Origin of the sequence: Massilia sp. CF038 (assembly GCF_900129765.1) — a bacterium.
In the GTDB taxonomy this organism is placed as follows: Bacteria; Pseudomonadota; Gammaproteobacteria; order Burkholderiales; family Burkholderiaceae_D; genus Telluria_A.
Genome location: NZ_FQWU01000001.1, coordinates 406,645 through 421,463 on the forward strand (window position 1 = coordinate 406,645; position 14,819 = coordinate 421,463).

The window sequence follows — 14,819 nt, forward strand, 5'->3', positions numbered from 1 at the left end:
TGCTGTGATGCGTTTGTTCCGTTTGCTGTCCGTCCTGCTGACTGTCGCGCTGCTGTCTGCCTGTGCCAAGCCGCTCCCGCCGGAACAGGCAGCGTATGCCGGCACCTGGTCGGCGCAAGGTGTGACGCTGGCCATTGCTCAGGAGGGCACGATCGCGTACCGCAAGGTCGACAAATCCGGTGGCATGAACCATTCCACCTCCATCGATGCCCCGATCAAGCAATTCGACGCCGACGGGTTCACCGTGGGCGTGGGACCCATCGAGACCAAATTTGTCGTGCAGCACCCGCCACACAAGGATGGCGAGGTCTGGAAGATGACGGTGGACGGCGTTGAGCTGACCAAGTCCCCGTAGTTGTTCAGTGTGCGGCAGCGCGCGCCGTCAGGGGCAGAGTGGCGCCGCTGCGATCGCGCACCAGCAGCCACAGAGCCGCTGAAATGGCCAGCGAGCCGCCGCAGATGACATACAGGGCGCTGTTATTGCCCACGTCCTTGAGCACGTAGCCAACCCCGGTCGACATCAACTGCGGCAGCACCACCGACAGATTGAACACGCCCATGAAGAAGCCCATGCGGCTCTTGTCAACCTTGTCGCTCATGATGGCAAAGGGCAGGCTGACAATCGCGCTCCAGCCGATGCCGGCCACCGCGATCAGCACATACAGCATCAAGGGCGTGCGCGCGTAAGCGGCAATGGCAAAGTACGCGCCTGCCATGATCGCCACGCACAGGGCCTGCGTGCTGACGCGCCCGATGCGCTTTGCCACCGGACCCAGGACCAGGGCTGGCAGCAGGAAGCCGACGGTATTAAGAATCGCGAACGAATACGCGATCACCTGGCCGCTCATCAGATTGGCCTGCGCTTCCGGCAGCCCGGCCGGAACAATATGGGTCTGGATGAAGCCATAGGTGTAGACAAACATCGACTGCACGCCCAGCCACGAAAAGCCATGCGCAATGTAGATGCGCCACAGCTGGCCCCAGTCGGCGCGCGTGGCCGCTGCGTTATCGGCCTGCAGCGCCAGCTCGCGCTGCTCCTTGATGAAGAACATCGGCAGGACAGAAAACGCAAACACGATGATCGCGCCCAGCGTGATCAGGGTCTCGTTGCCAAAAGTGGCGCCCACCAGGTAAGCCATCACACCCCAGAAGCCGGAGATGGTCTGCATCCAGGTGTAGCCCTTGGTGCGTGCCTCGCCCTCGGGCGTGAGGTCCGCAATGATGGAGCGGGTCGGGTTGAAGCTGACGTTGATCGACAGGTCCAGCACCAGTGCGATCACGATTGCCACGGCCAGAATATGGCCGCCACCAAACAGGCGGTCGACCATGTCGATGCGGGGCAGCAGGAATACCATCAGCGCTGCGAGCGTGCCGCCGATCAGAATGAAGGGGCGGCGCCGGCCGCCCCAGAACCAGGTTTTGTCGCTGATCAGGCCAATCAGTACCTGTCCCAGAATGCCCGCGGTGGGGCCAGCTGCCCAGACCACGCCGATCTGGTGAATCTCGAGCCCGAATTTGGTGGAAAGAATCCAGCTCAATGCGGAAATCTGGATGCACAGCGCAAAGCCCATCGCCGTCGAAGGCAGGCTCATTGTCGCGTAGAAAAAGTTACTCAAGCGCTTCTGCATATCCAGCATGGTGTCCCCATTCGTTCTGTTATTTGACTACAATTTTGCTTGTTTTTGTTGGTTTGCTACGGCAATTCTACTATGGAACGGTTTGGATTGACACTCAGAAAACGTCATGTTACTTTGCTACAAATTACACAATATCCAGCAGCACCATTTGGGGACACTGATGCAAATGCAATTTTCGGCGATCAAGCCGCGCCTGACTTTCTGGCAGCTATGGAACATGAGCTTCGGCTTCTTTGGCATCCAGTTTGGCTTCGCCCTGCAAAATTCCAACAGCAGCCGCATATTTTCCACCCTGGGCGCGTCGCCTGACGACTTGCCCTGGTTCTGGCTGGCCGCACCCGTCACCGGCTTGATGGTACAGCCGATCATCGGCTACCTGAGCGACAACACCTGGCACCCGACCTGGGGCCGGCGCCGTCCGTTCTTTTTCGCGGGGGCTTTGCTGGCCACGCTGGCCATGTTCCTGATGCCCAATTCAACCGCGATCTGGATGGCGGTCTTCGCACTGTGGATCATGGACGCGTCGATCAACGTGGCCATGGAGCCGTTCCGCGCATTTGTGGGCGACAAGCTCAATCCTGCGCAGCAGACTTCCGGCTTTGCGATGCAGACCTTTTTCATCGGCTGCGGCTCGGTGATTGCCTCGCTCCTTCCCAGCATGTTCGACTGGGCAGGTTTCAGCAACGTCGCCGTCAATGGCAGCATTCCCGAGACCGTGCGCTATTCCTTCTATGTGGGCGGCGTAGCCTTCATGGGCGCAGTCATGTGGACCGTGCTGACCACCGATGAAATCGCACCGGCAGACCTGCCGAAGTTTCGCGCCGAACGCGCCAGCAATGGCGGTCTGGCGACGGCCATCAAGGAAATTCTGGCTGGCTTCGGCAAAATGCCGCTGACCATGCGCCAGCTCGCCGCAGTGCAGTTCTTCTCGTGGAGCGCGCTGTTCGTCATGTGGGTCAACACGACCAATGCGATTGCCGCTAACGCTTTTGGCACCACGGATGCGCAGTCGGATGCCTTCCAGAGCGCGGGTAACTGGGTCGGTGTCATGTTCGCCGTGTACAACGGCGTGTCGGCTCTGGCGGCCTTCATCCTGCCTGTCATAGCACGCAAAACCAATCGCAAGGTGCTGCACATGATCTGCCTGATCATCGGTGGTCTCAGCCTGGCCAGCATCATGTTCATTCATACCAAGGAACTGCTGCTGCTGCCAATGATTGGCGTGGGCATTGCGTGGGCCAGCATTCTGACGGTGCCATATGCGATCCTGGCTGGCTCCCTGCCTGCTGAAAAAATGGGCTACTACATGGGGGTGTTTAATTTCTTCGTGGTGATCCCGCAGATTATCGCGGGCCTGATCCTGGGCCCGATCACCATCAAGTTCCTGGGCGGTCACGCGGTCAATGCGCTGGCCCTGGGCGGCGCCTGCATGGTCATTGGTGGACTGTGCACGCTGTTTGTGAAGGATGACGCGGCTGCGGCCAGCTAACTGGCGTCTTGTTTTGTCAACATGTCGTATCCTTCCGGGTCCAAGACAGGAGTGAAATGACATGACAATTCAAGTAATTCCCACAACGCCCTTTAGCGGGCAAAAGCCCGGCACGTCCGGGTTGCGCAAGAAGGTGACCGAATTCCGCCAGCCCGGCTACCTGGAAAATTTCGTCCAGGCCCTGTTCAACACCCTTGGCGACTGTGCCGGCCAGACCCTGGTGGTCGGCGGCGACGGCCGCTATTTCAACCGGCAGGCGATTCAAGTCATTCTGCGCATGGCCGCCGCCCATGGCTTTGGCAAGGTGCTGGTTGGCCGTGGCGGCATCCTGTCCACCCCGGCGCTCAGCTGCGTGGTACGCAAGCACGCCGCGTTTGGCGGCATCGTGCTCTCGGCCAGCCATAACCCGGGTGGCCCTGACGGCGATTTCGGCATCAAGTACAACATCGGCAATGGCGGCCCTGCGCCGGAACGCATTACCGACGAAGTCTATCGCCTGACCCAGTCGATCGATACCTACCGCATCAGCGATGCAGCCGATGCTAATCTCGACCAGCTTGGCACGGTCCGCATTGAACAGATGGACGTGGAGGTGATTGATTCGGTCGCCGACTATGCGCAGCTGATGCAGCGCCTGTTCGACTTCGATGCCATTCGTGCGCTGTTTGCACGTGGCTTTACGATGCGCTTCGATGCCATGAGCGCAGTCACGGGGCCATATGCCCACGCCATCCTCGAGGGCATTCTGGGCGCGCCCGCGGGCACCGTCATTCACGGCGAACCGCTGGAGGACTTCGGCGGCCATCACCCGGACCCGAATCCGGTCAATGCGGCAGGTCTGGTGGCGCTGATGAATGCGCCCCATGCGCCCGATTTTGGCGCCGCCTCCGATGGCGACGGCGACCGCAACATGATCGTCGGACGCGGCATCGCCGTCAGCCCGGCAGACAGCCTGGCCATCATTGCCGCCAACGCTGCCGTGGCCCCGGGATATCGCGCCGGATTGAAGGGGATTGCGCGCTCCATGCCCACCTCCGCAGCGCCGGACCGTGTGGCCGAGGCGCTTGGCATCAAGTGCTACGAAACGCCCACTGGCTGGAAGTACTTCGGCAACCTGATGGATGCCGGCCTGGTGACGCTGTGCGGTGAAGAGAGCTATGGCACCGGCTCCGACCATATCCGCGAAAAGGATGGGCTGTGGGCCGTGCTGTTCTGGCTTAATCTGCTGGCTGTCAGCGGCAAAGCGGTTGATACGATCGTCAACGAACATTGGGCCCGCTTCGGGCGCAACGTGTACTCGCGCCACGATTACGAGGCCGTTGACAGCGAAGCGGCACACTCGGTCATGCGTCGTCTGCACGCGGCCTTGCCTGGCCTGGCCGGCACCAGCGTCGGTGGCCACACGGTGGCGCTGGCCGATGATTTTGCCTATACCGATCCGGTGGACGGTTCGGTATCGCTGGGTCAGGGCATCCGCATCGTGATGACCGATGGCGCACGCATCGTGTTCCGTCTGTCCGGTACCGGGACCGAGGGCGCCACCATCCGCCTGTACCTGGAACTGTACGAGGCCGATCCGGCACGTCACGGTCTTGAGGCCCAGGCGATGCTGGCAGGTCTGGCCCAGGCGGCCGACGAGCTGGCACAACTGAAAGCGACCACCGGGCGCCAGGCGCCTTCCGTGGTGACCTGATTCATTAACCCAACCAACAGGAAAAGCATGAAGTATTCCGCACTCGTTCTCTCAATGACAATGGCCTTCGCTGGCGCCGCGAATGCCGCGACACCGGCGCCGGCCAAGCCTTTCCTGTGGGAGAACGCCACGGTCTACTTCATGCTGACCGACCGCTTCAACAATGCCAATCCGTCCAACGACCTGGCATATGGCCGCAAGGCCGATGGTGCACCGCTGCGCGGCTACATGGGTGGGGATCTGGCTGGTATTACGGCGAAAATTAAAGAAGGCTACTTTGAATCGCTTGGCGTGGACGCGCTGTGGATCTCGCCACCGGTAGAGCAGAACCACGCCAGTACCGACGAAGGCACCGGTAATTCCTACGGTTTTCATGGTTACTGGGCCAAGGACTTCACCAGCATCGACGCCAATCTTGGCACAGAAGCGGACCTGCACGAACTGGTCGATACCGCGCATGCGCACGGCATGCGGGTGCTGCTTGATGTGGTGATGAATCACACTGGGCCTGTCACCGCGGCCGATCCAGCCTGGCCAAAAGAGTGGGTTCGGCTCGATCCGCTGTGTACCTACAAGGATGCGAAGACCACGGTGGAGTGCACACTGGTCAAAAATCTGCCGGACATACGTACCGATAGCAACAAGAACGTCAAGCTGCCGCCATCGCTGGTGGCGAAGTGGAAGAAAGAAGGCCGCTACGAGCGTGAAGTCGGTGAACTTGACGCCTTCTTCAAGCGCACCGGATACCCGCGCGCGCCGCGCTACTATTTGATGAAGTGGCATGCCGACTGGGTGCGCAAGTACGGCTTTGACGGCTTCCGCGGCGACACCGTCAAGCACACCGAGCCTGGTGTATGGAAGGAGCTGAAAAAAGTCGCCAGCGAGGCGTATGAAGACTGGAAGAAGGCCAATCCTTCCAAGCGGCTGGGCGATGACAAGTTCTTCATGGTGGCCGAGGTCTATAACTATGCCATCACGCATGGACACAAGTTCGACATGGGTGGCGGGCAGCTGGTGGACTTCTACGCCAACGGTTTCGACAGCATGATCAACTTCAGCCTGCCGACGGATGCAAAGCAGGGCTATGAGAAGCTGTTCAGCAGTTATTCGAATGCGCTGTACGGGCCGCAGGGAGGGCAGGTGTTGAACTACATGAGTTCTCACGATGATGGAAATCCCTTTGATCCGCTGCGCACGCGCGCGTTCGAGTCCGCGACCAAGCTGATGCTGGCGCCTGGCGCCGTGCAGATTTACTATGGCGACGAAACGGCCCGCCTGCTCAAGATTGAAGGCGCGGTGGGTGACGCGACGTTGCGCTCATTCATGAATTGGGATGATCTGGCCAATAACGCCCAGCGCTCAGGGTATCGGGTGGGCGATCTGCACGAGCACTGGCGCCGTCTTGGCCTGTTCCGCAAGGCGCATCCGGCGGTGGGGGCAGGGGTGCATACCCAGCTGCAGACCAGTCCTTATACTTTCAAGCGTGTGCTTGAGCGGGGCGAGTTGCGCGACCGGGTGGTGGTCGCGCTGGACGTGCCAAAGGATAAACCGGCCGAGGTGAGCGTGGCCGGGGTGTTTGCTGACGGGCAGACGGTGCGCGATTATTATTCGGGGAAGACGGCGGTGGTTGCGAATAACAAGGTGGTGTTCGAGACCGGGAATGGAATCGTGCTGATCGGGTATTAACCGACCGGGAATGGAATCGTGCTGATCGGGTATTAACCGACGGGGAATGGGATTGCGCTGATCGGGTATTAACCACATCGCCCTCGCGAAGGCGGGGGCCTATACCATGCCTCCGAATTCGGAACCGTGGTATAGGCCCCCGCCTTCGCGAGGGCGATGTTGGGCGTCACTTATTGGTGCATTTCGTACAATAGGGTATGCTACGCGCGAACCTGGCCCCATTTACCGCGATGACCAAAGAATCCGACTCCGAACCGAAATACAGCCGCACCGCCTACGCCGACGGTCCGCGTCTGCTGGCAGACATCGGCGCCACCCACGCGCGCTTTGCTCTGGAGACCGCTCCCGGCGTGTTGCGCTCGGTGAGCGTGCTCAAATGCGATGACTTCGCCGGCATTGTCCCGCTGCTGCACTCCTACCTGGCCGATCACAAGAATATTCGCCTGAACCACGCGGCATTCGCGCTGGCCAATCCGATCAGCGGCGACATGATCCGCATGACCAATCGTGACTGGACCTTCTCCACCGACGAGGTGCGGCGCGAGCTGGGTCTGAACACGCTGTTGATCGTCAACGACTTTACAGCCCTGGCCATGTCGCTGCCCGGCTTGTCCGGCGCCGATTTGATGCAGGTGGGGGGCGGCACTGCCGCATCGAACGCGGTGATTGGCGTGCTGGGGCCGGGCACCGGCCTGGGCGTGTCCGGCGTGATTCCTACCATCGACGGCTTTGTCACGCTGGGTTCCGAAGGCGGCCACGTCAACTTTGCGCCTGCCGACGAACGCGAATTCGCGATCCTGCAGTACGCATGGAAGGAATGGCAGCACGTCTCGAACGAGCGCCTGATTTCCGGACCGGGCATGGAGATCATCTACCGCGCGCTGGCCGAACGTAATGGCGTCAAGGCGGCGCCGCGCACTTCGCCCGAGATCATCAGTGGTGCCCTCGACGAAAACGATCCTTTGTGCCTGGAAGTGCTGGATTGCTTCTGCGGCATGCTGGGCGGCGCTGCAGCCAACCTGGCCGTCACGCTCGGTGCCTTTGGCGGCATTTTCATCGGGGGCGGCATTGTGCCGCGCATGGCCGAACTGTTTGCAAAGTCCGCATTCCGCGCGCGCTTTGAAGCGAAGGGCCGTTTTACCGGTTACCTTGCCGAGATCCCGACCTATGTGATCATGACGCCCAATCCGGCCTTCTACGGCGTGGCAACCATCCTGTCCGAGCATTTGCGCGGCCGCAGTGGCGCCAATACCCTGATGGAGCGGGTGCAGCACTTGCAGCACGAGCTGTCGCCGGCCGAGCAGCGCGTGGCCACGCTGGTACTCGAGCATCCGCGCAAAGTACTGGGCGAGCCAATTGCCGAAATCGCGCGTCTGGCCGATGTCAGCCAGCCTACCGTGATCCGTTTCTGCCGCTCGCTGGGCTTCCTTGGCCTGGCCGATTTCAAGCTCAAGTTTGCCAGCAGCCTGACCGGCACGATCCCTGTGCGCCACAGCCAGGTGCGCGTGTCGGACAGTACCCACGACCTGTCGGCCAAGGTAATCGACAATACCGTGTCGGCCATTCTCAAGTTCCGCGACCAGCTCGATGTGGTGTCAATTGACCGCGCCATTGAACTGCTGCGCAACGCGCGCCGTGTCGAGTTTTACGCCATGGGCAATTCGCGCGTGGTGGCGCTGGACGGTCAGCACAAGTTCTTCCGGTTCCGGATTCCGACGTCGGCTTACGGTGATTCGCATCTGTTCAAACTGGCTGCCGAACTGCTGCAGCCAGGTGATGTGGTGATCGTGATTTCCACCTCCGGCCAATTGCCGGAGCTGCTGGAAGCAGTCGACGCGGCGCGTGCCGCGGGTGCGGCCGTCATCGCCATCACCAGCAGCAAGTCGGCGCTGGCCAAAAAGGCGACCGTCTGCCTGGCTGTCGATCACAGCGAGGACAGCACCTCGTTCCTGTCCATGATTTCGCGTATCTTGCAGCTGCTGCTGATCGATATTCTGTCGGTCGGCATTTCACTTGGCCCCCAAGCCATCAGCGATACCGAGGCCGAGAAGAAGCGCATGCTGATCTCGCACCTCGACATCTGACCTTTACTCCACGAAGACCACTGCGGTGCGTGCCGGGATGTGCATCATCCCGGTCGCATGGTCGTAGTGCGCCTGCGCCGCGCGCGGGTCGGCCTGGTGCGCCGGGTGCAGGCGCATGCGTGCCGCCGCACTGGCGTCAATGGCAATGCTGCGCGCTTCTTTGTCCACGTTGATGAAGTAGTTCACGGCGCTGAAATTGGCGCCGCGATAGCCCTTGCCGTCGATGCGCGCCGCGACAATCGTGGGCACCTGCTGCGGTCCGGTATTGTAAAAGCGCAGGCGCGCGTTGATGTCAGCCGCTGTGCGCAGTCGGAACAGCGTGGAGCTGGCGCGGATGCGCAGCAGATCACGAAACGCGTCGCGCGCAAAAGCAATATCCGCTGGCGCTGGCTTGAGCGCGGCATTGGCAAGCAGTGGCTTGAGTAGCGCGTAATCCTTGCCGTTGTCGGCCGCTGGCGGCAGGCCGGTCCCGAAGTAGTTATCCTGGTAGCTCCAGTCGATGCGGTTGAACCAGTCGCCCGAATTGAAGCTGTTGCGGTCCAGCGATTTGGAGCGCAGGGTGTCGATCCCGGCGTGGAAGTAAGCCACGCCCTGGCTGAAGGCGTTGATGGCGGCAGCGAGTATCTGCACGCGCGCGCGTTCGGCGCTGCTTGTTTCCAGCGGCAGCTTGAAGACGTTCATATCGTACAGCGTCTGATTGTCGTGGTTCTCGACGTAGTTGACTGCCTCTCCGGGCTCGCTGGCGTAGCCGGCCGGCTGGCCGCTGTAGTCGATGGCGTCGAGCCGCTTGATGGTGCCGTCCTGGGTTGCCATGCGATAGCTGCGTACCGAGCCGGCCAGCCCCACCTTGACCATATCGGCTGCGGCCAGCAAATCGGCCGCCGGCCGCTCGCCGGCGTAGGCATTGGCGTCGTACACCAGGCCGTTGATGTAACCCTGGCGCTTGAACATGTCGAGACCACTATCGCTGGCGCCTCCGCCCCGGACGGAATCGCGCGCGCGGTCGCTGAAGGTGCCGATGCCGCTGCCATTCAAGGATAGCTGCGACGCCTGTACGAAACGGGCGCCGTTTTCCACTTCACCGAAATTCCAGCCTTCACCAATCAGGTTCACCTGCTTGCCTGCGGCGCGGTTGACGCGGGCCTGCAAGCGCTCCATGGCGGCGCGCGGCTGGTGTCCCATCAGGTCGAAGCGGAACGAGTCGATGCGGTAGTGGCGCGTCCAGAGCGCGACGGAATCGATCATCAGCTTTTCCATCATGCGGTTTTCGGTGGCGGTATTGTCACAGCAGGTGGACTGGGCAACCTTGCCGTCGGCGTCGAGCCGGTGATAGTAGCCAGGCACAATACGGTCGAGTACCGAGCGCTCTTTCTGGCCAGCTGCAAAGGTATGGTTGTAGACCACGTCCATCCCGACCCGCAGGCCGGCACGGTGCAGGTTCATGACCATCTCGCGGAACTCGATGATGCGGCGTGCGCCGTCAGCTGCGTCGCTGGCGTAACTGCCTTCGGGCGCGCTGTAATGATACGGGTCGTAGCCCCAGTTGAAGCAGTCATTGCCTGCGTTGGCCATCACCAGCGCTTGCTGCGCATCGCTGTCGGGCGCTCCTGCCGGCGACGGCACCGCACAATCGTGTTCCGGCACGGTGGCGATGTCGTACACCGGCAGCAGGTGGATGTCGGTCATTCCAGCGCTGCTCAGCGCTGACAGGTGCCGCATGCCGTTGGAGGCCGCCTCGCCGAACGCGGCGTACTTGCCGCGCCTGGAAGGGGCAACGGTATTGTCATTGATCGAAAAATCGCGCACATGCAGTTCATAGACGACCATGTCGGTCTGCGCTGATACCCGATTGGGCGTCTGGTGCTGGTCCCAGCCTTTTGGCTTGAGCCGTGGCTCTGCCAGGTCGGCAATGTAACTGCGTTTGGAGTCGGTGCTCAGGCTGACCGAGTACGGGTCGGTAACGTGGTTGCGCACCAGGCCAGTGCCATCGGCAATCACGTCCACCAGATAGCGGTAGTAGCGGCCAGACAGATTGCGTGCATCACGCGCTTGCCAGATGCCGGTGGCGCGCTCACTTTGCAGGGCTGTTACCGCGACGGCTGGCGTATCGGGACCCTCGTAGATGCAGACGGCCACTTGCTGCGCGCTTGGCGCCCACAGCTTGAAGCTGGTGCCGCGCGCGCCTGGCGTGGCGCCCAGATCGGGCGTGCGCGATGCGGCGCCGTAAAGATCATCCAGCGCCCCTGCTACCTGAATACGGGTTGCGCCGATCACGCTGCCGTCGGCCGCTTCCTGAACCAGCACGAGCTGTTCGCGGTGCAGGGCGCGCAGCCTTTCTGTATCAATCGAAGGCACGCGCAGAACAGGGCCGGCGCCAACGAAGTGAAAGCGCGATGGCGTCGACGCGGCGCCGCTGGTCAAGGGCAGGGAACCGGCGGCGCCGTCAATGCGCCCGTTCGCGACGGTGATGCTGCCCAGCGGTGAGTGGTACAGCTTGAAGCTGCCCGATGCGCTGGCGCCCGGCCATTTCAGCGCGTACCGGTCGAGCCAGACGGCGCGCGCGGGCTGCGGGGCCGTGTTGGGCTGCAGGACCGTTTGAAAATCCGTTGCGTTGCAGGCATCAAGGGAGACTGCAGCGCTGCCGGGGAGGGCGGCAGCGGCCAGAGTAAGGGCGGCGAACGAGGGCGCAAAGCGCATGGGCGGTTCCTGATTAATTACTCAAGCTACATGGTTTAGAGGCTTGATGGTGCAATAGAATCAGGAGTTTAGCCCATTTTATGTAGTCAGACTACGCTACCGTGCTCCGATAGTTATCCGTCATTTTGTAGCGCGTGGCGTACCAGCCGAAGACCACTGCCGCGGCCATGGCAAAGGCGGCGAAGAAGAACATCTGGAAGGCCATGACGCTGATGCCGCTGCCATCGATGTGGGCAATCAGCGCTTCGTTCTTGACGCCCTTATTGGCGATCAAAACCCACAGGTTGCCGACGGTGGTGGTCAGGAACCAGAAGGCCATGATTACGCCTTTCATCGATTTAGGTGCCTGGCTGTACGCGAATTCGAGCCCGGTGGCAGCCACCAGCACTTCGCCAAAGGTCAGCAATGCGTAGGGCAGGACCTGCCACGCCATCGATACAGGCTCACCGCTGTCGATGGCCAGCTGTACGGCGCCAATCACGATCCATGACAAGCTTGAAAACACGATACCAGTGGTCATGCGGCGCAGCGGCGACGGCTCAATGCCTGCCTTGCGCAGCAGCGGGAACAGGACCACGTTATTGAACGGGATGAAGAGCATCACCAGCAAAGGATTAAGCGCCTGCATCTGCGCCGGTACAAACGTGAATGCGGTGCCGAAGGCGTGGATGGTGGGCGCGACCATGGCGTTGGCCTGCACGATCCAGGTTGAGGCCTTCTGGTCGAACAGCGAGAAGAAGGGTGTGGCCAGAGCGAACACGATCAGCACGCGCAGTACCGCGCGCACGCCGTCAACCGCTTCATCGGGATGCATGCCGCGCGCCCGCTCGAGCTGCATGGCAGTGCCGATGCCGCCAAAAGCGAGCAGCAGCACCAGTGCCGTGCAGGCAGCGATGACGAAATCCCAGGAGAACGACATGGCCAGCGCTGCGGCCGCACCGGCAGCGCCCACCGATGCCACGATCAGGCCGGGCCGTCCGGCGCCGCTCTTGTGCGCGAGCAGCGCGCTGCGGCACACGTTCAGGAACGAATGCGGATCTGGCGGGGTGGGTGGCAGGTGCACGTACTTGTTACGGCCCATCCAGAAGATCACGGTAGCGATGAACATCAGCGCGCCGGGAATGCCAAAAGCGACTGAAGGACCGTAGTTTTTCAGGAAGACCGGCATCGACAGCGAGGCGAAGAAGGAGCCGAAATTGATAATCCAGTAGAACACGTCGTAGACCACCTTGGCTTTGTTCTTGTTGGTCTGGTCGAACTGGTCGCCGACGAAGGTGGAGATCAAGGGCTTGATGCCGCCCGAGCCCAGCGCGATCAGGAACAGGCCGGTATAGAAACCGGTGACGCTATCGTCCCAAATGGCCAGGCAAGCATGGCCTGCGCAATACACAAAACTGAGCCACAGGATGGTGTCGTACTTGCCAAAAAAGCGGTCGGCAATCCAGCCGCCCAGCAGTGGGAAGAAGTAGACCCCGATGACAAAGGTGTGGAACACGTCCTTGGCGGCGCCGGCGCGCTCGGCGCCTGGCATGAACAGCAGCAGGGTACTGATCAGGAAGGGGGTAAGAATGTTGCGCATCCCGTAGAAGCTGAAGCGCTCGCAGCCCTCGGTGCCGACGATAAAGGGAATTTGCCGGGGCATTGGCCCATTGCCATCGTGTTTTTGCAGCTGCGACATTCTTGCTCCATGGGGATTCGACCAGACGCGATGCTAAGCGCTAAGCGCCCACACTGGCAATACTTGATTTTATGTCTGTAGTTTGAGTACAGAAATTTTACGCTTCGAAGTTGTATATCTCGGATAAGCACATGATTTTTATGGGTTTATTCCGTTTTTGTTGGGCCTCGCGTCTTGTTGTGAAATCGCTAGTCCTGATGTATATTATCTACAAAATCAACCACGAGACAGTCCATGCCGAATTCCATTACGCCTTGGTGGCGCGAAGCCATCATTTATCAGGTCTATCCACGCAGTTTTCTCGATACCAATGGTGATGGCGTGGGCGATTTGCCCGGCATTACCGAAAAGCTGGACTACATCGCCTCGCTGGGCGTGGACATTGTCTGGATCTCGCCTTTCTTCAAGTCGCCGATGAAGGACTTCGGCTACGACGTTTCTGATTACTGCGACGTTGATCCCCTGTTCGGCAATCTGGCCGACTTCGATGCGCTGATCGCCAAGGCGCATAGCCTGGGCATCAAGATCATGATCGACCAGGTCATGTCGCATACGGCCGAAGCGCACCCCTGGTTTGTGGAGAGCCGCAAGAGCCGCGACAATCCAAAGTCGGACTGGTACGTGTGGGCCGATCCACTCCCGGACGGCAATCCGCCAAATAACTGGCTGTCGGTGTTTGGTGGCTCGTCCTGGCACTGGGACACGCGCCGCAAGCAGTACTACCTGCATAACTTCCTGGTCAGCCAGCCGGACATGAACTTCCACAATCCGCAGGTGCAGCAGGCGCACCTGGACTGTTTGCGCTTCTGGCTTGAGCGCGGTGTCGATGGCGTGCGCATGGACGCATGCAATTTCCACTTCCACGACCCGGAGTTGCGCAGCAACCCGCCTGCAGTCAATCGCGATACCGCAACCGTCAGCGACGTTAATCCCTACGGTATGCAGGCGCACGTGTACGACAAGACGCGGCCCGAAAACCTGGCCTTCCTGCAGAAGATTCGCGCGCTGCTCGACGAATTTGGCGCGATCTCGATTGGTGAAGTTGGCGCCGACGACAATCTGGGCGTCATGGCCGACTACACTGCCGACGGCGACAAGCTGCACATGGCGTACAGCTTCAATCTGCTGACACCAGTGTTCACGGCGGCCTACATCCGCAATCAGGGCGAAGAGTTCGAGGCGCGCGTGAAGGGCGGCTGGGCTTCGTGGTCGGTGGGGAACCACGATGTGCAGCGCGTGATGACGCGCTGGGGTGGCAGCAATCCAACGCCTGCCGTGGCACGCCTGGTGCTGGCCATGCAACTGGCGCTGAAAGGTACACCGTGCCTGTACCAGGGCGACGAACTGGCCCTGACCGAAGCGGACGTGCCTTTCGAACTCCTGCAGGACCCATATGGCATCACCTTCTGGCCAGAGTTCAAGGGCCGTGACGGCTGCCGCACACCGATGCCGTGGGATGCGGCCAAGCCCCACGCAGGCTTCACCAGTGGCAAACCATGGCTGCCAGTGGCCGATCAGCACGTGGCTTCGGCCGCGTCGCTGCAGGAAAACGACCCCGATTCCACGCTCAACTTCGCGCGCCGTCTGATCAAGTGGCGCCGTCAGCAGCCGCAACTCACACGCGGCGAGATCGTCTTCTTCGACGCGCCCGAGCCGGTGCTGGCGCTGCAGCGCGATCTGGCTGGGCATGCATCGGTGGTGGCGGTGTTCAATCTGAGCGCGGAACCGGTCAGCGTGACGCTGCCCGCCGTCGCGGGCGCGGTCGCCATGGATGGCCATGGCATGCCGGGCAGCGTAGACGGCACCACGGTCACCTTGCCAGCGTACGGCGCCTGGTTCGGCAGCAAACAGTAAT

General features: G+C 61.1%; 9 protein-coding genes. 6 read left to right on the top strand and 3 right to left on the bottom strand.

Going from position 1 to position 14,819, the window contains the following annotated elements:
- The first annotated feature begins 7 nt into the window (after positions 1-7).
- A complete protein-coding gene (locus BUC24_RS01755; protein WP_218606475.1) occupies positions 8-355 on the top strand; it encodes a hypothetical protein in 348 nt (115 codons plus the stop codon).
- A 4-nt stretch (positions 356-359) separates the two neighbouring features.
- Here BUC24_RS01755 and BUC24_RS01760 read toward each other — a convergent pair whose 3' ends face one another.
- Positions 360-1,637, bottom strand: coding sequence for an MFS transporter (locus BUC24_RS01760; protein WP_073212361.1), 1,278 nt, complete (start codon positions 1,635-1,637; stop codon positions 360-362).
- 160 nt (positions 1,638-1,797) lie between these two features.
- On the opposite strand from BUC24_RS01760, the gene BUC24_RS01765 reads away from it, so the two are divergent.
- From BUC24_RS01765 to BUC24_RS01780, 4 genes are all read left to right on the top strand, one after another.
- Complete coding sequence (locus tag BUC24_RS01765) at positions 1,798-3,126, top strand: MFS transporter (protein WP_073212362.1); 1,329 nt, start codon at positions 1,798-1,800, stop codon at positions 3,124-3,126.
- Between the two features lie 61 nt (positions 3,127-3,187).
- Positions 3,188-4,819, top strand: coding sequence for an alpha-D-glucose phosphate-specific phosphoglucomutase (locus tag BUC24_RS01770; RefSeq protein WP_073212363.1), 1,632 nt, complete (start codon positions 3,188-3,190; stop codon positions 4,817-4,819).
- A gap of 27 nt (positions 4,820-4,846) precedes the next feature.
- Positions 4,847-6,505, top strand: a complete 1,659-nt coding sequence (locus BUC24_RS01775; protein ID WP_073212364.1) for an alpha-amylase family glycosyl hydrolase — start codon at positions 4,847-4,849, stop codon at positions 6,503-6,505.
- Positions 6,506-6,735: 230 nt separating this feature from the next.
- Positions 6,736-8,589 (top strand): glucokinase, encoded by a 1,854-nt coding sequence (locus tag BUC24_RS01780; protein WP_073212365.1) that lies wholly within the window; start codon positions 6,736-6,738, stop codon positions 8,587-8,589.
- 3 nt (positions 8,590-8,592) lie between these two features.
- On the opposite strand, the gene BUC24_RS01785 is transcribed toward BUC24_RS01780, so the two are convergent.
- The gene (locus tag BUC24_RS01785) at positions 8,593-11,286 is read right to left on the bottom strand and encodes an alpha-1,6-glucosidase domain-containing protein (RefSeq protein ID WP_073212366.1); all 2,694 of its coding nucleotides are present in this window, start codon (positions 11,284-11,286) and stop codon (positions 8,593-8,595) included.
- Between the two features lie 91 nt (positions 11,287-11,377).
- Positions 11,378-12,964, bottom strand: a complete 1,587-nt coding sequence (locus BUC24_RS01790) for a POT-type proton-dependent oligopeptide transporter (protein WP_073212367.1) — start codon at positions 12,962-12,964, stop codon at positions 11,378-11,380.
- 234 nt (positions 12,965-13,198) lie between these two features.
- Between BUC24_RS01790 and BUC24_RS01795 the strand changes: the two genes are divergently transcribed.
- A complete protein-coding gene (locus BUC24_RS01795; protein ID WP_073212368.1) occupies positions 13,199-14,818 on the top strand; it encodes an alpha-glucosidase in 1,620 nt (539 codons plus the stop codon).
- Position 14,819: the final 1 nt, after the last annotated feature.